General features: G+C 59.0%; 26 protein-coding genes. 9 read left to right on the top strand and 17 right to left on the bottom strand.

The genetic code is table 11. The annotated features are described in order from the left end of the window. Positions 1 to 79: 79 nt before the first annotated feature. The 5 genes from RBB29_RS08830 to RBB29_RS08850 are packed head-to-tail and all read left to right on the top strand — an operon-like array spanning position 80 to position 5,260. On the top strand, positions 80 to 889 hold the full coding sequence (locus RBB29_RS08830) for a transglycosylase SLT domain-containing protein (protein ID WP_306115833.1): 810 nt from the start codon (positions 80 to 82) through the stop codon (positions 887 to 889). Between the two features lie 3 nt (positions 890 to 892). Further along, positions 893 to 2,980 (top strand): flagellar biosynthesis protein FlhA, encoded by a 2,088-nt coding sequence (gene flhA, locus RBB29_RS08835; RefSeq protein WP_306115834.1) that lies wholly within the window; start codon positions 893 to 895, stop codon positions 2,978 to 2,980. Beyond that, the gene (locus RBB29_RS08840; protein WP_306115835.1) at positions 2,977 to 3,750 is read left to right on the top strand and encodes a flagellar biosynthetic protein FliR; all 774 of its coding nucleotides are present in this window, start codon (positions 2,977 to 2,979) and stop codon (positions 3,748 to 3,750) included. Before flhA ends, RBB29_RS08840 begins: the two co-directional genes overlap by 4 nt. Then, the gene (locus RBB29_RS08845; protein ID WP_306115836.1) at positions 3,750 to 4,835 is read left to right on the top strand and encodes a flagellar biosynthesis protein FlhB; all 1,086 of its coding nucleotides are present in this window, start codon (positions 3,750 to 3,752) and stop codon (positions 4,833 to 4,835) included. The genes RBB29_RS08840 and RBB29_RS08845 overlap by 1 nt, the downstream gene beginning before the upstream one ends. After that, entirely contained in the window at positions 4,835 to 5,260 is a 426-nt protein-coding gene (locus tag RBB29_RS08850) for a hypothetical protein (RefSeq protein ID WP_306115837.1), read from the top strand. Before RBB29_RS08845 ends, RBB29_RS08850 begins: the two co-directional genes overlap by 1 nt. Before the next feature lie 27 nt (positions 5,261 to 5,287). Here the strand turns inward: RBB29_RS08850 and RBB29_RS08855 are convergent, their stop codons facing one another. The 9 genes from RBB29_RS08855 to RBB29_RS08895 are packed head-to-tail and all read right to left on the bottom strand — an operon-like array spanning position 5,288 to position 9,859. After that, complete coding sequence (locus RBB29_RS08855) at positions 5,288 to 5,797, bottom strand: flagellar basal body-associated FliL family protein (protein ID WP_306115838.1); 510 nt, start codon at positions 5,795 to 5,797, stop codon at positions 5,288 to 5,290. 9 nt (positions 5,798 to 5,806) lie between these two features. Continuing rightward, entirely contained in the window at positions 5,807 to 6,541 is a 735-nt protein-coding gene (gene flgH / locus RBB29_RS08860) for a flagellar basal body L-ring protein FlgH (RefSeq protein ID WP_306115839.1), read from the bottom strand. Between the two features lie 8 nt (positions 6,542 to 6,549). Then, a complete protein-coding gene (gene flgA, locus RBB29_RS08865; RefSeq protein ID WP_306115840.1) occupies positions 6,550 to 6,969 on the bottom strand; it encodes a flagellar basal body P-ring formation chaperone FlgA in 420 nt (139 codons plus the stop codon). Then, entirely contained in the window at positions 6,969 to 7,754 is a 786-nt protein-coding gene (gene flgG / locus RBB29_RS08870) for a flagellar basal-body rod protein FlgG (RefSeq protein WP_306115841.1), read from the bottom strand. The genes flgA and flgG overlap by 1 nt, the downstream gene beginning before the upstream one ends. A 15-nt stretch (positions 7,755 to 7,769) precedes the next feature. Further along, positions 7,770 to 8,483, bottom strand: coding sequence for a flagellar hook-basal body complex protein (locus RBB29_RS08875; RefSeq protein WP_306115842.1), 714 nt, complete (start codon positions 8,481 to 8,483; stop codon positions 7,770 to 7,772). 3 nt (positions 8,484 to 8,486) lie between these two features. Continuing rightward, entirely contained in the window at positions 8,487 to 8,756 is a 270-nt protein-coding gene (locus tag RBB29_RS08880) for a flagellar biosynthetic protein FliQ (protein ID WP_306115843.1), read from the bottom strand. Positions 8,757 to 8,761: 5 nt separating this feature from the next. Continuing rightward, entirely contained in the window at positions 8,762 to 9,052 is a 291-nt protein-coding gene (gene fliE, locus RBB29_RS08885; protein ID WP_306115844.1) for a flagellar hook-basal body complex protein FliE, read from the bottom strand. A gap of 12 nt (positions 9,053 to 9,064) precedes the next feature. Beyond that, positions 9,065 to 9,457, bottom strand: a complete 393-nt coding sequence (flgC, locus tag RBB29_RS08890; protein ID WP_306115845.1) for a flagellar basal body rod protein FlgC — start codon at positions 9,455 to 9,457, stop codon at positions 9,065 to 9,067. Between the two features lie 12 nt (positions 9,458 to 9,469). After that, the gene (locus RBB29_RS08895; RefSeq protein WP_306115846.1) at positions 9,470 to 9,859 is read right to left on the bottom strand and encodes a FlgB family protein; all 390 of its coding nucleotides are present in this window, start codon (positions 9,857 to 9,859) and stop codon (positions 9,470 to 9,472) included. Between the two features lie 85 nt (positions 9,860 to 9,944). Here RBB29_RS08895 and RBB29_RS08900 point away from each other — a divergent pair, with 85 nt between their 5' ends. After that, positions 9,945 to 11,378, top strand: a complete 1,434-nt coding sequence (locus RBB29_RS08900; protein WP_306115847.1) for a FliI/YscN family ATPase — start codon at positions 9,945 to 9,947, stop codon at positions 11,376 to 11,378. A 127-nt stretch (positions 11,379 to 11,505) separates the two neighbouring features. Here the strand turns inward: RBB29_RS08900 and RBB29_RS08905 are convergent, their stop codons facing one another. The 6 genes from RBB29_RS08905 to RBB29_RS08930 form a co-directional block, all read right to left on the bottom strand. Next, positions 11,506 to 12,318, bottom strand: a complete 813-nt coding sequence (locus RBB29_RS08905; protein WP_306115848.1) for a DUF1217 domain-containing protein — start codon at positions 12,316 to 12,318, stop codon at positions 11,506 to 11,508. Then, positions 12,315 to 12,719 carry a flagellar biosynthesis repressor FlbT gene (gene flbT, locus RBB29_RS08910; protein WP_306115898.1) on the bottom strand — a complete coding sequence of 135 codons (405 nt, stop codon included), beginning with the start codon at positions 12,717 to 12,719 and terminating at the stop codon, positions 12,315 to 12,317. Before flbT ends, RBB29_RS08905 begins: the two co-directional genes overlap by 4 nt. Then, complete coding sequence (gene flaF / locus RBB29_RS08915; RefSeq protein ID WP_306115849.1) at positions 12,719 to 13,093, bottom strand: flagellar biosynthesis regulator FlaF; 375 nt, start codon at positions 13,091 to 13,093, stop codon at positions 12,719 to 12,721. Before flaF ends, flbT begins: the two co-directional genes overlap by 1 nt. Positions 13,094 to 13,168: 75 nt before the next feature. Then, entirely contained in the window at positions 13,169 to 14,419 is a 1,251-nt protein-coding gene (locus RBB29_RS08920; RefSeq protein WP_306115850.1) for a flagellin, read from the bottom strand. 213 nt (positions 14,420 to 14,632) lie between these two features. Further along, a complete protein-coding gene (locus tag RBB29_RS08925; RefSeq protein ID WP_306115851.1) occupies positions 14,633 to 14,992 on the bottom strand; it encodes a flagellar protein FlgN in 360 nt (119 codons plus the stop codon). Next, complete coding sequence (locus RBB29_RS08930) at positions 14,982 to 15,269, bottom strand: rod-binding protein (protein WP_371931460.1); 288 nt, start codon at positions 15,267 to 15,269, stop codon at positions 14,982 to 14,984. The genes RBB29_RS08925 and RBB29_RS08930 overlap by 11 nt, the downstream gene beginning before the upstream one ends. 115 nt (positions 15,270 to 15,384) lie before the next feature. Between RBB29_RS08930 and RBB29_RS08935 the strand changes: the two genes are divergently transcribed. The 3 genes from RBB29_RS08935 (at position 15,385) to RBB29_RS08945 (ending at position 18,377) form a co-directional block, all read left to right on the top strand. Next, positions 15,385 to 16,728: a flagellar hook-length control protein FliK gene (locus RBB29_RS08935; RefSeq protein WP_306121129.1), complete on the top strand. Its 1,344-nt coding sequence runs from the start codon at positions 15,385 to 15,387 to the stop codon at positions 16,726 to 16,728. Between the two features lie 12 nt (positions 16,729 to 16,740). Beyond that, a complete protein-coding gene (locus tag RBB29_RS08940) occupies positions 16,741 to 17,412 on the top strand; it encodes a flagellar hook capping FlgD N-terminal domain-containing protein (RefSeq protein WP_306115853.1) in 672 nt (223 codons plus the stop codon). Between the two features lie 80 nt (positions 17,413 to 17,492). Further along, a complete protein-coding gene (locus tag RBB29_RS08945) occupies positions 17,493 to 18,377 on the top strand; it encodes a phosphotransferase (protein WP_306115854.1) in 885 nt (294 codons plus the stop codon). Here the strand turns inward: RBB29_RS08945 and ubiB are convergent. Both ubiB and ubiE read right to left on the bottom strand, forming a co-directional pair. Further along, positions 18,363 to 19,895 carry a 2-polyprenylphenol 6-hydroxylase gene (gene ubiB, locus RBB29_RS08950; protein WP_306115855.1) on the bottom strand — a complete coding sequence of 511 codons (1,533 nt, stop codon included), beginning with the start codon at positions 19,893 to 19,895 and terminating at the stop codon, positions 18,363 to 18,365. The genes RBB29_RS08945 and ubiB overlap by 15 nt on opposite strands. After that, positions 19,896 to 20,639, bottom strand: coding sequence for a bifunctional demethylmenaquinone methyltransferase/2-methoxy-6-polyprenyl-1,4-benzoquinol methylase UbiE (gene ubiE, locus RBB29_RS08955; protein ID WP_306115856.1), 744 nt, complete (start codon positions 20,637 to 20,639; stop codon positions 19,896 to 19,898). Positions 20,640 to 20,643 lie beyond the last annotated feature (4 nt).

A 20,643-nucleotide genomic window follows, 5' to 3' on the forward strand; every position in this document is an offset into this window, starting at 1 on the left:
CTGCAGAAGGTTACCAAATCTAAAGGATGCCAAAATAGAATCGCCCCATAGGCAACAGAATGTGCCGACCGGAGAGCGAATGAACTTGCGCGAAAAACTATTTCTTCTTTTTTGGCTGCCGCTGAATTGGAACCTACTGCGATGTCCGGTTTGGCAACTTGGCGGAAAGTACTGTCATTCGTTGATGTTTAGGTGTGTCGCAGTCGCGATTTCGCTTTCCTGTGTCACCGCGGCATACGCATCTACGACCGATATCTGCGACACGGCGGCTCACCGCGCGGCCAAGGAATTCGGCGTACCGGTTTCCGTACTTTGGTCCATCACACGCACAGAGACCGGACAGTATCGCGATGGTCGGCTGACCCCCTGGCCCTGGACCGTGAACATGGAGGGGAAAGGACATTGGTTCAAATCCAGACGCGATGCACAGGCTTACGCCCTGCGCGAATTTGAACGCGGTGCCCGGAGCTTTGATGTTGGTTGTTTTCAGATCAATTACAAATGGCACGGCGCTTCTTTTCGAAGCATCGATCAGATGTTCGACCCGCTTGAGAACGCACGCTACGCTGCGGCCTTTCTGTTGCGGCTCTATCGAGAGAGCGGAGACTGGTCGATTGCGGCGGGAGCATATCACTCCCGGACGCAAGAATTTTCGCAAAAGTACCGCGCCCGATTTGACCGGATCCATGCAAGTTACGGATCGGAAGACGGCATTGCGCCCGGCAGGAATTCAAACCGACAAAATGCGACGACACAACCGAGCCGCGAAAATACCTTTCCGTTGCTGGTTCATGCGGACACCCCTGCGCGGAACGGATCGCTTGTCCCGCTGGTCAACAACCACTCACGTGCCTTGTTCACAATACCGGGCATCTCCGGGGAGTCCTGACGCATGAAAAACCTCACGATCAGCGACCTGTTTCAACCGACCGTGTTGCTCGCCCTGGCCTTGATGGCAATCATCGTCATGATGATCCTCCCGGTTCCGGCATGGGTGCTTGATGTGGGACTGGCCGCCTCCTTTGCGCTGGCCATCCTTATCTTCACAGTCACGCTTTTCATCGAGAAACCGCTCGATTTCTCGGCGTTTCCAACGATCCTGCTTGCGTCACTGATGCTGCGCCTGTCGTTGAACGTGTCATCGACCAAGCTCATCATCGGCGAAGGGCATACCGGCACAGATGCGGCAGGCGATGTCATCCAAGGATTCGCCAACTTCGTCATGGGCGGAAGCGTTTTCCTTGGCCTTGTCGTCTTCGGCGTCCTTATGATCGTCAATTTCATGGTCATTACCAAAGGCGCCGCCCGCATGGCGGAGGTGGGCGCACGCTTTGCACTGGATGGCATGCCCGGCAAGCAGCTCGCCATCGACAGTGACATGTCGGCAGGCGCAATCGACCATCAGGAGGCGAAGGAACGACGGGAACGAGAGCAACAGGAAACGACATTTTTCGGCTCGCTGGACGGCGCCTCGAAATTCGTCAAAGGCGACGCAATCGCCGGCCTGCTCATCACGTTGCTGAACCTCGTCATGGGCCTCATCATGGGACTGGTCGTGCATGACATGCCGATCGGAACCGCCTTTGAAACATACACAATCCTGACCGTCGGGGATGGGTTGGTTACCCAAATCCCCGCCGTGGTGATTTCGATTGCATCGGCGCTCTTGTTGGCGCGCGGCGGTGCCCAGGGCGCGACAGACAAAGCATTGATGAGCCAATTGACGCGCCATCCGTCAGCTTTGGCAACCGTCGCGGTCTTGATGATCCTCTTCGCCTTGGTGCCGGGCTTGCCATTTGTCCCCTTCATGATCGGAGGCATCGCCCTCGGCGTCACCTCATTGGTGATGTTCCGGGCGCAGAAGCGGCTTGCCATGGCCGAGGAGACACCTGACCAACCTCTCGAAGTTGCCACCGATAAATCACTGGGCGATATCCTGGAGCTTGACGACATCCATGTGGAATTTGCCCCTGACCTGGTCAACATGGTCCTCGACCCGGGTGTCGGGCTCGACGCGCGCATCTCCAACATGCGCACCCATGTGGCGACTTTCTATGGGTTGATCCTTCCGGAAATCCGCCTGACCGACGATCCGGGCCTGCCTTCCGGCACCTACATGATCCGCATTCAGGGGGTTGAGCAGGCCAAAGCGGTGCTGCGTACGGACCAGATCCTGGCGCTCGACCCTGACAGCAATGAAGCTCTCCCTTCAGGTGAGAACGTGACGGAACCGGTCTATGGTGCACCGGCGCGATGGATTCCGGAGGAAGCGCGCGAGGACGCCGCATTGAACGGTACAACATTGGTAGCACCCACGGAAATTCTTGCCACCCATCTGCTTGAAGTGATCAAGAAGAACCTGAGTCGGTTGTTGACCATGAAAGCGATGCGCCGCCTGTTGGATGAAATGGTCAACCTGACGGATCAGGCACGATCAGAAGCGAACCGCAAGCTCCTCGATGAGATGATCCCGGACCGCGTTCCATCGGACCTGCTGCATTCTGTACTGCGCCTTCTGCTGGCCGAACAGGTATCGGTTAGAAATCTGCCCCTCATTCTCGAAGCAACGGCCGAGGCGCGGCAGTTGCATACCCAGACCGAGGCAATTTGCGAACATGTGCGTCAACGCCTTGGGTTCCAGCTTGTCGCCAATCTGCAGCGGCCAGACGGCAGCCTGCCGTTGATCCAACTCGCTCCAGAATGGGAAGACACGTTCACAACCTACCAGATTGACAATGACCGTGGCCGGATGGACGTGGCACTCCCGCCGGAAATCTTCAACACCCTGACGGCATCGGTATCAGAACAGGTATCGCTCGCGGGCGAGCAGGGCATTTTCCCGGCAATCGTGACCTCCACGCTCAGGCGGCGTTTCCTCCGCACTGTCTTGTCCGCGCGCGACATATCGAACCCCGTGTTGTCCTTTGAAGAAATCGGTCTCGATACCAAGCCGTCGCTTGTCGGGGTGGCCGCGGCATGACTGCACTCGCCGATATCCTGCAGCTCTCCCAGGATATCTTGTGGCTCAACTTCATCGTGTTTCTTCGCGTCGGGCCGGTCATGTCTCTGTTTCCCGGTTTTGGCGAACGCTCCGTTCCGGCGCGGATCAAACTCATGGTCGCGCTGATGTTCACCCTGGTCGTCTCCCCGGCAGTGGCCCCGTTGGTCTCAGAAACAGTCAGGCAACCGCCACCTTTCGCCTGGCTGGTTCTCAGTGAAACGGCCATCGGGCTCATGATCGGCATCGGGATCAGGTTATTTCTCCTGGCGCTGCAGACCGCCGGATCAATCGCCGCGCAGGCAACATCACTGGCGCAAATCCTGGGCAGCGCAGGCGTGACCCCCCTGCCAGCAATCGGCCATCTTCTCGTGGTGGGCGGCCTGGCCTTGGCCATGATGCTGGGCCTGCATGTGCGGGTGGCCGAAATGGTGGTCCTGACCTACAACCTCTTTCCCGTCGCACAACTGCCGGACACCGGCGCGATAACCGCCTGGGGGATCCGGCAGGTCGCCGCCTCCTTTGCACTTGCCTTCACGCTGGCGGCGCCGTTCGTGATCGTCTCGGTCCTCTACAACCTGACATTGGGCATCATTAACCGGGCAATGCCGCAACTGATGGTGGTTTTCGTCGGTGCCCCGGTCATCACCGCAGCCGGTCTCGGATTGCTGTTCCTCATGGCGCCAACGATGTTGACGATCTGGGTCCAGGCCATTGAGGCTTTCGTCATAAATCCCTTCGGAGGGTTTTGATGGCTGACCAGAGTGACGATACGGAAAAAACCCACGACCCAACACCGCACAAGCTGAGCGAAGCGCGCAAGAAGGGCGACATCGCACGCTCTGCCGATCTGACGACAGCGGCGGCCTATGGTGGGTTTTTGCTGGCAGCCATCGCAATCGGGGGGACGTCAGTCCAGAAAATCAGCACGTCCATGATGGTGCTGATCGATCAATCGTCGGATCTGGCCGATCTGATTTTCGACGGTCAGGCGACAACTGCTGTTGGTGGATTGCTCGGGGCAATCGCGCTCGCCACGCTCGGCTGGTTCCTCATCCCCGCGGTGACGTCGATCCTCGCCGTGATCGCTCAGCGTGGTTTCGTCTTTGCGCCAAGCAAACTCGCGCTCAAAGCGTCCCGCATCAACCCGATCGAGAATGCGAAAAACAAATACGGTCTGTCCGGCCTTTTCGAGTTCGCCAAAAGCTTTGCCAAGCTGTTGTTCTATTCCGTCCTCCTCGGTGTTTTCCTCACCTATCGCATGTCCGACATGGCAGGAGCGATTCATGGCGACCCCAAGATCGTCGGTGCGTTGATGACCCGCGTCATCATCGACTTCATGTTTGTGGTGGTTCTCATTGCCGCGGGTGTCGGTGCAGTCGACTACCTCTGGCAACACCACGACCATATTCGCAAGAACCGGATGTCCCACAAGGAGATACGGGACGAGCACAAGCAGCACGAGGGTGACCCCCACCTCAAGCAGGAACGGCGGCAGCGTGGTGCTCAAATCGCGGCGGAGCAGATGATGGCTGACGTGCCGGATGCTGACGTAGTCATCGTGAACCCGACCCATTACGCGGTCGCACTGAAGTGGAGCAGGGCGCCCGGATCCGCCCCGGTTTGCGTGGCCAAAGGCGTCGATCACATTGCGCAAGCCATCCGGGAATGCGCCATGGAGAACGGCGTCCCAATTCACCGAGATCCACCAACTGCCCGTGCCATCCATGGCAGCACGGATATCGGTCAGGAAATCGACCCGGCACAATACCGGAGTGTGGCTGCAGCAATCCGGTTTGCGGAAATGATGCGCCGCAAGGCGAGGAGCTTTGGATAATGCCCGACGCTCTCCAGGATCTGGCCAACCTGACCGATGCTATCTATCAGGCAGAACTGCAGAAGATGGCCGTGTTGAACCATAAGGAAGCAGAGATCCGGCGCAAGATAGCGGATCTCGAAACGCTCCGACGCGACAACCTGCAACTACCTTCGAATGACCTCAATGCCGTGCGTCAAATCGGTGCCGACGTCCTCTGGCAGGGATGGGTCGGGCACACCCGCGAAAGCCTGAATATCGAACTGGCGCAAATCCTTGCCCAGAAAGAGTATATGAAGTCCGCGCTCCAGCGTGCCTTTGGTAAACAAGCAGCCGCCAAGGAGTTAGTGGCGGACGCCGCCAAGCAAGCCCACGACGAACAGGATAAACGTTTCTGGCAGATGCAGGATGATCTTCAGGCGATGAGGTTCAATAAAGACAGATAACCGTCGCCAACCTGTCGGCGCATCCCATCACACATCCTGACGCGCGATATCGGTGATGAGAACACCATTTACGCTGTCTCCGGCGATGGTTTGCGCAACCTCCAACAGGGCGTTGCGCAAGACGTCGAGGTTTCTGGCATTCGTGAATTCACCGCGGAACCCGCCGATATTGGCGTGATCGAACAGGACCTGCAGAAAGGCGTCGCGAAGTTTCGGCTCCCTAGAGTAAATTACCTCCCCCTGGCCCGCCTGGATCTCAACGCTCAAGGTCATCACAACAAGGGACTTGATCCTCTCGTCGGCAACGACCGGCACCAGGAACTGATTATTGAGCTTGATGTATTCCACCGTCTCTTCGGCGCCATGCGCGTCGTCTTCGGCGTGTTCCGGCTCCTTGGCGGCCACCTCGTGATGCACATCCCCGCAGGGGTTTTCAGCGGCCATCTCGGCGGGTTCCGGCTTGAGCGCCAGCCCCGCACCGATGCCGCCACCGACCCCGACAACCGCCAGGATCACCGGCAAAAGCTTCCCAATCATCTCACTCTCCTAAAATGGCAGGACCATATCCAGCACCTGTTGTCCGATCCGGGGTTGCTGAACATCCGTGATCTGACCGCGGCCACCGTAGGAAATCCGCGCGGCGGCAATCTTGTCGTAGGTGATCTGGTTCTGACGCGAAATGTCCTCGGGGCGCACATAGCCGCTTACAAGCAACTCTCTCAGTTCGAAATTCACCCGCACCTCTTGCGTGCCCTGGATCGACAGAACCCCATTGGGCAGGACTTCCATCACGGTGGCCGCAACGCGCAGGGTCAGCTCTTCCTGCCGGCTGACAGAACCGTCACCGCCGGAACTGCCGGACGAGTCCAATGAGACCGCGTTATCCAGAGAGGCGCCGTCCGGCAATTTTCTGTTTATCCGCTGTGGCAAGCCATAGAGATGCGGAATGCTCAATGATTCAGACCCTTTACGGGATCTCTCGGTTGAGTTTGAAATGGCTGCTTCTTCGTCGATTTCGATCACGACGGTCAGGATATCCCCGCGTTTCAACGCCCGTCGATCACCCAGCAGCGACCGCCGGCCACCGCTCCAAAGGGACGCCCCGTCAATCTGCCTTCTGGGCTCCGCCGTCAATGGTAGGCCGGGGTTCATCATCGCCGTATGCTCGGTCGAATTTCGGGTGGGCGTGAAGCTCGGCGGTTTGCCGATGTGGTCGAGGCGGCTGCATCCGGTGACACCAACCGCGAGGCAAAGGCAAAGACTGATTTTTCGATCAAACATGACACATCCTATTGTGATACCATTACACGGCCGTCCGACATGACCTTGCCGGATACCGTCGTTCGCGATGAGAGGTTCATGACCCGCACGACGTCACCGACGCCCGCCCGGGACAAGGACCGCCCTTCCGCGGAAATCTTGAGACCATTGCGCTGGAACACCAACGCGACGATCTGATTGCGCTCGACCAGTGCGGGCGGCCCGGTATCGGCCAGTGGGATTGGCCGGCCCGCATAGAGCGAGACACGCGCCTCGGCACCGATCACCTGTTCGGGTTTGCTGGCCATGCCGACGATATTGCCAGGCTTGGTAATCAGATCCCGCGCGGTAATCACGGTCCCCGGCCGAATGGTACGCGCAGCCAGGACCGTGTCGGCCACGGCCTGATTGGCCAGCAACAGGATCGCAAGGGTCAGGCCGTGTTTCATCAGCGCACCTGCGTGGTCGCGCCAAGCATCTGGTCGGAGGCCGAGATCACTTTCGCATTCAACTCGTAGCCGCGCTGCGCCTCGATCAGTTCGGTAATTTCGCGCACGGGATCAACCGAACTGTCCTCGAGATAACCTTGGCGCAACGTCCCGAGGCCATCCTCGCCCGGGGTGGAAACATTGGCCGGTCCAGATGCTTCAGTCTCGGTGAAGAGGTTGCCGCCGATCGCCTCCAGCCCCTTGGGGTTTGTGAAGCTGGCGAGCGTGATCTCACCGATGGACTGCGCCTGAGCGGCGTCACTGAAGTAAGCGAAAACCTCTCCCGCAGGGTTGATCGAGATACTGCGCGCATCATCCGGGATCACGATTTCCGGCGTCAACGGGAAACCATCGGAGGTCACGATTTGCCCTTCCGCCGAACGTTTCAAAGCCCCATCGCGGGTGTAGGCCGACAAGCCCGATGGCAGCGTCACTTCGAGATATCCACCACCGTCGATTGCCACGTCCAGATCGCCATTTGTCGCCCCAAGCGACCCCTGCTGCAGATTGACCGACACCGCTGCGGGACGCACCCCGAGACCGAGCTGCACGCCCGTAGGCAGCACCGTGCCATCGGCAGAATTCACCGTACCGGCGCGGGCCAGCTGTTGGTAATGCAGATCGGAAAACTCGGCACGGCGCGCGTTGTAACCGGTCGTCGACATGTTCGCGAGGTTGTTTGAAATGGTCTCGACGCGCATCTGCTGAGCGGCCATTCCTGTTGCTGCGATTTTCAGGGCGCGCATGGGCACCTCCTTGGATTAACGGGTGAAAGTGTCGAGGGCTGAGATGATGCGTTTGTTTTCGGAATCGAGGAAACTCTGGCCCATCTCGTAAGCGCGCTGTACTTCGATCATCCGGGCGATCTGGCTCACGGGATCGACATTGGCGCCCTCCAGGAAACCCTGCAAAATGCGTCCGCCTTCGACGGGCAAGACCTCTCCTTCGGTACGGAACATGACGCCATCCTCACGAATAAGGTCGATCGGGTCCGCGGGTTGCACGAGGCCGATCTGCGCCAATGGACGCCCGCCATCGCTGACCGTGCCATCCGGCGAAATCCCCAGCGCCGTCGCATCGGGCGGCACAAAGACCGGCGCCCCCCCGGCATCGAGCACCCGGAAACCATCGTTGGTGACGAGGTCGCCCTCGGCTGACAGCGCAAAGTTACCCGCGCGGGTCAGACGTTGACCCAGCGGTGTTTCGATCAGGAAAAACCCTTCGCCTTCAACGGCCATATCCAGGATTCCACCTGTTTTCGTCAGCGCGCCTTGGATCATCGACGTGTTGCGAACTTCGGCAGACGCCATGGAGATCGACGGCCCCTCCTCGGTACCGCGCACGAATTCGGCAAAGATCAGGCCTTCTTGGCGAAAGCCGGTCGTGGCGCTATTGGCGATGTTGTTGGCAATCACCTGCATTTCGCGCATGAGACCTGATTGCCGTGTCAGCGTTGTGTAACCTGTTGATTCCATATCTCAACCTCCGATGATCAGCGGGATCAGCTGATCCTGGAAAAAGGCGACCAGTGTTTGGGTCATGAACGCCATCGACAGCCAGAAGACGACGACAATGGCGGCGAGTTTTGGTACGAAGGTCAACGTCAACTCCTGGATCGAGGTCAACGCCTGAAAAAGGCCGACCGTCACGCCGGCCAACAAGGCGACCGAAAGGATGGGCAAGGAGATGATCACCGCCACCCAGAGCCCCTGCCGGAGCGTGTCGAAGAAAATCACTTCGTCCATCATGAGGTTCAGACCGGCATCCGCAGGATTTCCTGATACGCTTCGACAACCTTGTCACGCACCGTCACTGCCGTTTCGACGGCCAGTTCGGTCTGCGCCAACGCCTGCACCAGCGCGTGCGGATCGGCATCGCCGGTCATCGCGGCCTTGGCGATCTGCTCGCTTTCCTGGAGCGTGGTCGCAAAATCCTTGGCGAGACCTTTAAAGGCCTCGCCCGCCCCGCCCTGACCGGCATTCGGCTCGGTCGCAGGGCGAGAGGCTGCATAATTCTGTACAGCGTTCAGAGCTTTGATATCCATTCTGGATCTCCTTTATCGACGTAGCAATTCCATCAGGCTTGACGACATCTGACGCGCCTGATCGAACATTTTGAGGTTCGCCTCGTAGCTGCGCTGCGCTTCGCGCGCGTCAGCGATTTCAATGACAAGATTCACATTCGATCCGTCATAATGGCCGCTTTCATCGGCCATGGGATGGCTGGGGTCATACACCTTCGCCAATTCGCTTCGGTCCAGATGGACCCGGCTGGTTTCGACCTCGCCGACAGATCCGCGATTGCCGAATTCCGTTTCAAAGGTCACGCTCTTGCGCCGATAGCCGGGCGTGTCGGTGTTGGCAATGTTCTCCGAGACATGGCGGAGCCTTTGTGCCTGCGCTTTCAAGCCGCTCGCGGAAACCGACAGGGATTTCGAAAATTCACTCATGAAACAACACTCCTATCGGCGGCTGATTGCAGCGCGCAGCACGGTCAGGGATGACTTGTAGATCGCGAGGGCCCGGTCATGCTGACGTTTGACATCAACGGCGGCCAACATCTCTGTCTCCAACGAGACCGAATTTCCATTCGGGTCCGCCATGGCATCACGCCGCTCGCTGACGCTCAGGTCAAACGGCATTGCGGTGGCATTGAGGTGCCCGGGCCGCGTTGCCCGCGGGACAAAACCCGTATCACCCGATTCGAGAATTTCCTTGAAAGGTCGCACGTCACGCGCCGCGTAACCGGGCGTGTCGGCATTTGCCATGTTCTGAGCAACGACCGATTGGCGCGCGCCGGCATGGACAGACATGGCATGGGCCATGCGAAAGATTTCCAGTTTTTCAAACATCGGGGCTTCTCCCTCGATTGGCTTCAACCAAGGCTTAACGATGATTCCTTTAGAAATTGTTTTCAGGAAATTATTGGAGAGTTCGATGAGCAGATCAGACCTGTCCTGCCTGCAAGCAGAGATCGCAAACCTGCAGGCGGTTCGCATTCTGGGGCGTGTGCGGGCGGTGCAAGGCAGCACGCTGCGCATCACCGGGCTTGGCCATGCCGCCCGTCTGGGAGACCGAATCAGGGTCATGAGGCGCGAGGGTGGATGGCTTTCGGGGGAAATCCTGCAGATCGAAGAAGACAGCGTTCTTATGTTGTCGGATGAAGCGCCAACGGGGGTCTCATTGGGGGATCGCGCCACGTTGTTGCAGGCAAGTGATATTGCACCGACCGAGAATTGGATTGGCCGAATCATTGATCCGTTTGGTCAGCCCCTGGACGGGCGCCCCCTTCTGCGCGGCCCGGTTGCGCGGCCTTTATGCGCAGAGCCCCCTGCGGCAACGCAACGCAAGACCTTGGGTGAGCGTCTGGAAACCGGCATGACGGCATTCAATACGCTTCTGCCGATTGTTCGCGGTCAAAGGGTGGGCCTTTTCGCCGGGTCCGGGGTCGGGAAATCGAGCCTGTTGGCGCATCTTGGTCGCAACATGGAGGCCGATATCGTCGTTTTCGCCCTGATCGGCGAGCGCGGGCGTGAGTTGCGCGACTTTGTCGAGAATGTTCTGGGGCCGGAAGGCATGCGGCGTTCGATCATCGTCGCCGCGACATCCGACAGATCTCCGCTCGTGCGCCGACGCTGCGCTTGGGCCGCGATGAGTGTTGCCGAACATTTCCGCGATCAGGGTCATCACGTGTTGTTTCTGGCCGATTCGATCACGCGGTTTGCCGAAGCCCATCGCGAGGTTGCAACTGCCGCCGGTGAAATTCCCGCCCTGCGGGGATTTCCCGCCTCCACCGCCCATACGATCATGTCGCTTTGCGAGCGGGCCGGACCGGGAGAGGACGGCCGCGGCGACATCACCGCCCTGCTCAGTGTCCTGGTTGCCGGATCGGACATGGATGAGCCGATTGCCGATATCCTGCGCGGTGTTCTGGATGGGCATGTGGTTCTGGATCGGCAAATCGCCGAGCGCGGCCGGTATCCGGCGATAGATTTGCTGCGGTCGGTGTCACGCAGCCTCCCCGCCGCAGCCAGCGAGGACGAAAATGCCTTGATCCAACGCGTCCGGAAACTGCTTGGTGTCTATGCCCGGTCTGAGACGATGGTCAAAGCCGGGCTCTACGCGGACGGGACCGACCCCGAGCTGGACCAGGCGTTGAAGGTCTGGTCAGAGCTGGACGGCTTCATGGCTGAAAAAGAGGCTGGCTCCGTCGCAAATAGTTTCGACCGGCTCTCGATCATCCTGCGTCGCGCCGGTGCGAATGCAGCGCCGGGTCCGACTCCGCGACCCACCACTCAAACAACTGCGCCCAAGAGACCGGGCACGAATCTCGCGAGTGCGAGACAAAATCAGCCAAACCCGAAGGCGTAGGAAGCGAAAGATCCGGAATGGCGCGCAGTTTCGCCCAAGACCCTCACACGATATCTACTTGGCTCCTCCGGGAGCCCACATAGTTGGCATTGGTTCCTTTTGGCCTCGAAGAGGCCTGGTAACGATCTTACTGAGTTTGGAAGAGGTTGGGCGTCGATTGCAGAAGAGTCAGTGCAATCGAATTACTGGACTGGACCTGAAAAGAAGCAAGTTGATCACGTAGCAGATATTGCCGGATGAAATCTTCCTTGGCCTCGTCTGCATTCAGATCGTCCAGGGAATCAATGCCCAGCTTGTCAACGGCCATCTCCTTGAAAGTTTCCAACTGCCGGTCGATATCGAGCTGCCCGAAACTGGACGGCAAGCCAAGCGCGGTCTCGAACACTCTCCTCAAAGGCGGGGTCCCCATGATCGTGAACCATTTCGCATCCTCGGTACCCTCGGATTGTAAAACCTCGCCCAACTCTCGATTGGCATTCATCGCCAACCGCAAACTCTCGTCTTGGGCGCCAACAGCCACCTCAAATTCGACACTGCGAAACCGATCGGTAATTTCGCGGCCAAAGCCCGAAAGTCCGGTACGCGGGAACCCGAGTTCGCCAAATCCGAAGGCATCAGAGAGTTTCTTGTAACGCTCATCGGCAAGCCGGTTGGCCAGAGATCCTGGATCACTTGTCCCTTCTTCGAGGACTTTCTTGATCAGGGCCTGGCTGTTGAGGTCATCCCCCAGACCAAAGGCCCCAAGTGCCACCTGCAGCAGCCGACGATCCGACACGAGGTCGTCCGCCGTACGCACATTCCCGATATTCTGTTCAAAATACTCCGTATCGCGAACGATCTGCGGCGACTTGTTGAACAGATCGGTTTGCCGGTCGAGCGTGTTGTTGAGCAACACCCAACCCGGCAAGCCGCCAACGGGAAGGAGAGGTTGAAAATTCACGACGGCCACTGCGCCAACAGGCGCTCCTCGCGCGGCAGGAGCGCGCGCAATGCCTTGAGGCATTGGTAGTGCTGATCTTCAAGTAGTGCACTTGTTGCCTCGGCCAACCGCATTCGGCTATCCGGATCGGTCAAAACTTGGCTCAATTCTTCGATGCTCCGGAGCAGCTTCAAGCGCGACTCTTGGGGATCCGCATCCCCTGACAAGACAAGCTGAGCCGCGTAGCAGACGCGACGCACCGGTGTCGTTGCATCCTCCGGGTGAATGGCATCCCGTAGCCGCAAAATATTCGCGTTTGGCGTCATGATTGACAGCCGAGAGCGGCGGTCGCCGTTTTCAATCACGGCCCCATTGATCAAAACACGTTCCTTGGGGCTCAGTTTCAGGACAAGACCGGTCATCATTTGACCCTTTCATTGCGTAACCCGCGCATGATCGCAGTGTTTATCTCGATGAGCGCATCTGCGCTGGCTTTGCGTGTCAGCACTTTGCTGCTGTATTGGTGTGTGAAATCCGCCAGATAGACGATCCGCGCGCGCAGCATCTTTGGCAGCGGGTTCGACCTGTCGGCGACATCGGCCGCCAGGATCGTCCATAGGTTTCGATTGTCATGCAGTGCCGAAACCAGGTCCCTGAAACCATCGTCGCCCTTCCGGGCGGCTGCTTTCAGACGATGAGTGACTTTGGCAAATGCGTTGTATTCTGTATCTCGGTCTGTTGCGACCAGGTGTGCGTCATTACGGTACGCGTTCTGCGCCTTGGTAATCGCGTTCATTTAGTTTCCTTCCAGGAGAAGCTTCAGCTTGTTCGGAGATCAGGGGCGCCGATCAGGCGCCCCCAAAAGTTCTGATTAACCCCGGAACAACTGCAGGATGGCCTGCGGTGCCTGGTTCGCGATAGACAGCGACTGCGTTGCCAGCTGCTGCTGAACCTGCAGGGCCTGAAGACGCGCAGACGCTTCTTCCATGTTGGCATCTACCAGTGCGCCGATACCTGTTGTCAGCGAATCGGTCAGGTTGGAGATGAACTCGGCCTGAATCTCAACGCGTCCTTCGATCGAACCAAAGGCGGCAGCGCCATCAATGGCGGTATCGATCAGTGTTTCGATTGTGTCCAAGGATGCTGTTGCAGCAGCAGCGTTGGAAACATCAATGCTGGACAGAGCACCAAGGCCGCCTGAACCCGCGTTGGTGAACTGAGCAGAGACTGTCACGTCTTGATCTGCATCAGCACCAGCAGCGGCAGCACCAGTCACGAACGTCAGGGTATTCGGCGAACCGGAATCATAGTCGATTGCGACGCCTGTGATGCCCAACGCATCAAACTGGTTCTTCAAGCCAACAGCAACGATCGCGTCGGTGTACGCTTCATCATAGGTACCCGACGGATCCAGATCACCAGCCTGCACAGTGTACGAGACGGTCTGCCCGCTGACCGTGATCGACACCTTGTCGCCCACGGCGAAGTTGTCGGTCGAACTGTCAATCACGATATCGCCTGTGCCACCAGCCTTATCCATGGTGAAGCCAGCGACATCGTTGTCGGTGGTTGCACCGTCAGAACCGGCAAGAACTGCTTTGGCAGTGTAACCACCGGTCGACAGGTCTTGGCTGGCAACCGAAATCGACGACGCGGTGACGTTACCACTGGCGTCGCGGTCAAGCGATGCGAGAATGGATGCGGTACCGGCTGAGCCATCGACAAGGTTCAGACCATTGAACTGCGCTGCGCTCACAACCGATGCGATCTGATTGCGCAGGGCGGTGACGTCGTCGTTGATCTTGGTCCGGTCGACGTTGTCTTCCTGAGCGGCGACGATCTTGCCCTTGATCTCGGTCAGCAGGTCGGTAACGGTTTCCGCTGCCTGACGGCCCACGGCGATTGTCGACTGACCAAGCGACAGGCTGTCCGAGATGGCTTTGAAGCCTTTCACATCAGATTCCATCACCTTGGAGATCGACCAGATGGCCGAGTTGTCTTTGGCCGAGGCGATGTCTTTACCGGTCGAAATCATGCCCTGCGTGTCGGCCAGGTTCTTGTTGACCATTTTCAGGGTTTGCAGCGCAACCATCGCACTGTTGTTTGTCAGAATGCTTGACATAGCATATTCCTTTAGCTTTGGCGCTTTTGCGCCAGTTTCACGTCCCGCCCCCCACTCGGAAGACGGCCTAGCTGTCTTTCTGACATCTGCAGCTTGGGGTTTTCACCCTGCCGCGCCACCCGAGTTTTCGGATGCTCGCGCAGGATGGTTGTGAAGTGCTAATGGAGTGCTAAATGGCACCGGCTAACTAACCGGCATTTGAGACAAATCCGGTCAGGCTCGTTTCTCGACTCGCCGTTCGACATCGCCTTGAATCGTGCGCTTCTGGCCACTTTCATCATATGTTTCAAGGGAACGGCGAATACGACGGAACGCCGCCATGCGCGCAGCAACCTTGCGGATACCTTGCAGAGCGCCATCAAGTAGCGCCTGATTTCGTTCAACTTTTACCTGTAATTCCTGCAATCCGGCCTTTGTCTCGGGACCATTGTCGTTCAGAGCGTCAATCAGGTTCTCTTTCTCTTCAAGCATGACCGGGATCTTATCGAGATCGCCCTGCAGCAGGGCATCCCGCTCCGCCTCCAGCAGATCATCGAGACGGTTGATAATGCTTTGGGCTGTCTCAGTTTTCATCGTTCTTCTCCATCATTGACTTGTAGAATGCCTCGGCCAGCCCGATCCCGCCCTTCTTGACCATCTGTTCGGCCATCGCCATGCGCTGGAAAGAGGCAAACTGATCTTCGCCGGCGCTACCGCTGAAGCTGTTGTCCTGTTCACCGAAACCTGCGGATTTCAGCATCTCTGCCAGGAATGTGGCCTCGAGTTTCTCCGCGGCCTGCCGCGCTGACACCGGCTTGGTGATAGGGGCATTGGGCGTACGCAGCGATTGAATTGGTAAAGATTCTGTCACGGGATTACCTCGAATTGGATGAACTCTGCTGCATTCAAACCGAATTCGGTAAAGAAGCAGTAACTGTGTTCTGCAATGGTCCGGCTCACGTGGAAGAATCCCGGAGAGTTCATACATGCAGTCCCAGATCGGCCCGGCCACCCAAGGCCCAATGTCTAATCCGATACTTGCCGCCATTGGCAAGGAAAACGGCAATCGCAGCAACGACAACGCGGGCGATCGCGAATCCTTCCAATCGGTTCTTGAGGAGGCTTCTGAGACACCGAAACCAGAACAGGCAGCTCCAACCGATGAAAAGGCCGCCGAAGCCGATTCGGAAACTGTTCCGGCAGATGATGATACTACGCAGGCCCCGGTCGATGAGGTCGTCCCGGATGATGAAGCGGCGCTGGAGTTTCTCGCGAATGACGCTGATGAGCTGGTTTTCAAGCAGAAAACACCGCGCCGGGAATTGACGTCGGGAGATGTTGTTCAACTGGTTGCTGAGGCAGCCGAAGCGATCAAAGCGAGCACCAACACCGGTTCGCCAACGGCATCGCCGGACTCGGGCGTACCGGCGATCAGCAAGGCGGAAACAGCGACGCCGGCATGGTTCTCGACATCAAGAGCGACAGAGGCGACCGGCCAGATGGTCGGCGCTAAGGTTGAAGCCCGTGAAGTCCTTCCGGGCGCCGCGCGCGCGGCAAACGGTAGGGAGGGCAACGGCCAACAAATCAAGCCAGAGGTCAAGGGGACGGAAAAGGCCGTATTGCCCATGGCGCAGGCCGTCATGACCGATGAAGAACCCAAACATGTTATTGAGCGGCGTCTGGCGTCTGAAGATCCGATGCCAGCCTTCGCGACGCGGCGGAACACCGCGTCAGGGGTCGCAACAAATCCGGTTTTTGCGGCGCAGTTGCAGATGGCCACCAGCACCAAAGCGCAAAACGTGTCCTTGGAGGACCAAGGTGTGCGTTGGATAACCGAGGCGCGGGTCACATCAGAGGCCGCGGCGCAGGAAATGCCCGCGACATCGCGGCTGCAGCAATCCACCCTCTTGCAACAACCTGACCTGCCACGGAACATTGCCGTCCAGATCGCCCAGGCCATGCGGCAGGGCGGCGCTGACCGACCGATGGAGCTGGTGCTGAGCCCGGCAGAACTGGGTCGCGTACGGATTTCGATGCTGGCCGGTGACGGGGCCATGACGGTTCACGTCATGGCGGACCGGCCGGAAACCCTCGACCTGATGCGCCGTCACATCGACATCCTCGCGCAGGAATTCCACGAAATCGGTTACGGGACGGCCGAGTTTGCCTTTGGCCAAAACGCTGCCGAAAACGGCAAACAGGGTGGCGATGGCGCAGATACAGGCGGCCTTTCCTCGCCGTCGTCACAGGGCGACATCGACGATGCCGCAGACGTTGCTGCCCCGGCCCCACTGCCCCTCCATTCCGACCGCGTCGATATTCGACTATAGAAAGGCCTTCTCATGGAAGTTTCCTCAACCACACAAACCGCCGCGCAATCCGCCCAAACATCCGGTGCAACGCAGCAACCCCGCAATGCGATAAGCTCGGATTTTGAGACCTTCATCAAGATGCTGACGACGCAGATGCAAAATCAGGATCCTCTAAATCCGATCGAATCGGCCGATTTTGCCGTCCAACTGGCCACTTTTTCGACGGTCGAACAGCAGGTGAAAACCAATGACCTGCTGACATCCCTGGCGGATCGCGTCGGCGGCTTGGGTGTGGCGCAACTTTCTGGTTGGGTCGGCATGACGGCCCGGGCGCAGATGCCCGTTTCATTTGCCGGCACGCCGGTGACCTTGTCGGTCGAGGCCGCGGCGCAGGCGGATAGTGCCGAACTGGTGGTGCGCAACGACGCGGGCAATGTCGTCCTGCGGCAAGCCGTACCAGCCGAAAGCGGCGATATTGCCTGGACCGGGTTGGATGACAACGGCGCGCCGCTGCCGGCCGGAACCTATGCGATCTCGTTTGAGTCCTACAAGGGCGATGAACTTCTCGGTGCCAGTGATGTCGTGGTTCACGACCGGATCGTCGAAGCACGAAACGAAAACGGCGAGACCGTACTGGTCATGTCTGGCGGGCAGGAAATCGCCGCGTCCGATATCCTCGGCCTTCGCGAAACGGCGAGCTGACGTCGCAACAGGGGCTTGTTCGGCAATCTGGAGTGGCGTAGCGTCCCGCGACCTTGCGCCATCCATCCGGGCTAACCCACTTGAACGACATCCAAAGCAAATTCACCAAGGTGCTCGAAGCTCACCTGCGTCAACGGGGTGTGCTCAAAGAAAACGCGCAGTGGACGTCGCTTGAAGGCGGGCGGACAAATCGGCTTTGGCGCGTTTCGCGGCCGGACGGCGACATCGTTGTGAAACTCTACAACGTTGAAGCCCGAAACCCGCTCTTTCCAAATGATCCCATGAGCGAGGTTCGGGCTCTCCAACATTTGGCCGCATACAATCTCTCGCCGATACTACTGGAGTACTTCCAGGCAGATATTGGGTCTGTCGTTATCTATCAGCATCTTGAAGGGTTTTCATGGCGGTCGGATTGCGCGCAAGTGGCCACTTTGTTGCACCGCCTGCACCTCACGCCAGCGCCGCGCGGCCTGCGGCAAACACCCGATGGTAGCGACGCGCTGCGATCACAGGTGCAGACCATATTGAGCGCCTGCCCCACCAACACCGCCGACGAATTACGGCGCCTGGAACCGCTGGATCACATTCCCGCCAGCGGTCTGAAGCGTCTTTTGCATGCCGACCCGGTATCAACGAACATCATCGACCACGCCGGCGGACTGACGCTGATCGACTGGCAATGTCCGGCGATCGGTGACCCGTGCGAGGATATCGCGATCTTCCTGTCACCTGCGATGCACCTGGCTTATCGCGGGGTGGCGCTGACGGCAGAGGAAAAGCGCGCGTTCCTGGCGGCTTATCCTGATCGCGCGGCCATCGACCGGTATCGGCGGCTGGAACCCTGGTATCACTGGCGTATGGCCGCCTATTGCCTGTGGCAAGGGGTGCAAGGAGGATCACAGGCCGCCGAAGGCTACGCAGCCGAAGTCGAAGCGCTGAAAGAGACTTTTTCAGAGCAGGTTTAGCCCCAAAATCATCGCTGCGGCGCCTGCCGCAACGCCGAACCCGCCCCAAAGCAACCGGCCGGGCCAATTTGACCTCGCAGGCGTTTCCTGGGGCATGGATTGACGGATCAGGGCGTTTTCCACGATCACCGGAAGGCGCGGCCCGTACCGCGCCAGGACGGTCAACGTCTTGCCCAGGTCACGCAGAGCCGCGGCGGGACCGATGCTTTCCTTGATGTAGCTTTCCACGACCGGTTTGGCGACGGTCCAGATGTTGATGTCGGGGCTGAGACTGCGGGCGACACCTTCGACAACCACCATTGTGCGCTGCAACAGGATCAGTTCGGTGCGGGTTTCCATGCCGAACCGTTCAGTCACCTCAAAGAGATAACTCAGCAGGCTGCCCATCGAAATGCGGCTGGCGTCCATCCCGAAAATCGGCTCCCCCACGGCACGCAAGGCCCGGGCGAATTCATCCACATCGCGGTCGGCAGGCACATACCCGGCTTCGAAATGCACCTCCGCCACGCGGCGGTAATCGCGCTTGATGAAACCATAGAGGATTTCGGCATAAACCCGGCGCGTATACTCGTCGATATGGCCCATGATCCCGAAATCATAGGCAATGATGTTGCCATTTGCGGCGACCTTGAGATTGCCCTGGTGCATGTCCGCGTGAAAGTACCCGTCGCGCAGCGCGTGGGAGAGAAAAAGCTGCAACACCCGTTCCCCAAGGCGGACCCGGTCGTGACCGGCAGCATCGAGCGCGGTATTATCACCAAGCGGCACGCCATCTGCCCAATCCATCGTCATGACGCGGCGGCCCGAGAGGTGCCATTGCACCTTGGGCAGTTCAAAACCCTCGTCGCCCTCGGTATTTGCGGCAAATTCTGACGCTGAAGAGGATTCGAGCCGCAGGTCGAGCTCGCCCATCACCACGCCTTCAAAATGCGCAATCACATCCGTCGGGCGGAGCCGCCGGGAGGCCGGCGACAGAAGCTCGATCATGCGGGCGGCGAAATAGAAGGCGTCGATATCCTTGCGGAAGGCCTTTTCGATGCCCGGGCGCAGCACCTTGACCGCCACTTCGTCACCGCTGTCGCGCATCCGTGCGCGGTGCACCTGCGCGATCGAGGCCGCGGCAACCGGTTCGCTGAACTCGTCAAACAGGTCTTCGACCGCCCGGCCCAGCTCGGACTCGACGCTTTCCTTGGCCAAGGTCGTAGAGAACGGCGGCAGCTTGTCCTGCAGCACCCGCAGCTGCGTCGCCAGCTCTTCGCCGACAAGATCGGGTCGCGTACTCAGGATCTGCCCAAACTTGATATAGGCCGGGCCGAGTGCCGTCAGCGCCCGCGTGGCAGGCGGCATGGCGGTGTCGCCGCGATAGCCCAGCCATTGAAACGGCCAGGCCAGGAACCGCATCGTCCCCCGCACCAAGGGCGGTGCGTCCATGGCGTCCATCACCACGCCCATGGCACCCGTGCGTTCCAGCGTCGCGCCCGTGCGGATCAGGCGCAGGATGTTATGCGGTCCTCTCATTCAGAGTTTCCAGCCCGAGTGCAGGCAGGCGATTCCCATCGACAGGTTGCGATACTTGGCGTTCTCGAACCCGGCAGCGCGCACCATCTGCAGGAACGTTTCCTGATCCGGGAACTGCCGGATGGATTCGACCAGGTATTGATAGCTTTCGCGATCTCCGGCAATCGCCTGGCCCATGCGCGGGATGATGTTGAAAGAATAGAGATCATAAACCTTCTGCATCAGGTCATTAGGGATCTGGCTGAACTCCAGGACCATCAACCGCCCGCCGGGGCGCAGAACGCGAAACGCTTCGGCCAGCGCGTCGGCAGGGCGGGTCACGTTCCGGATACCGAAACTGATCGTGTAGACATCGAACGTATTGTCCTCAAACGGCAGCGCCATCGCGTCGCCCACGACCCAATCGAGGCTGGCGCCCAAGTGTTCCGCCTCGGCCCGCTTGCGCCCTTCGATCAGCATCGGTTCGGTCAGGTCCAGGACCGTCGCATGCCCCGCGCCTGCGCGTTTCAGAAACCGGAAGGAAATATCGCCGGTGCCGCCCGCCACATCCAATAGCTTCTGCCCCGGGCGCGGTGCCAGCCAATCCATCATCGCGTCTTTCCAGATGCGGTGAATACCAAAGCTCATGGCGTCATTCATCACGTCGTATTTCGACGCGACCGACCCGAAAACCCCCTGCACCCGACCGGCCTTTTCGGCCTCGGGCACGGTTTCAAATCCGAAATGTGTGGTTTTCTCGGTCATGGGT

The organism is Roseovarius sp. MMSF_3359, assembly GCF_030733385.1.
In the GTDB taxonomy this organism is placed as follows: domain Bacteria; phylum Pseudomonadota; class Alphaproteobacteria; order Rhodobacterales; family Rhodobacteraceae; genus Roseovarius.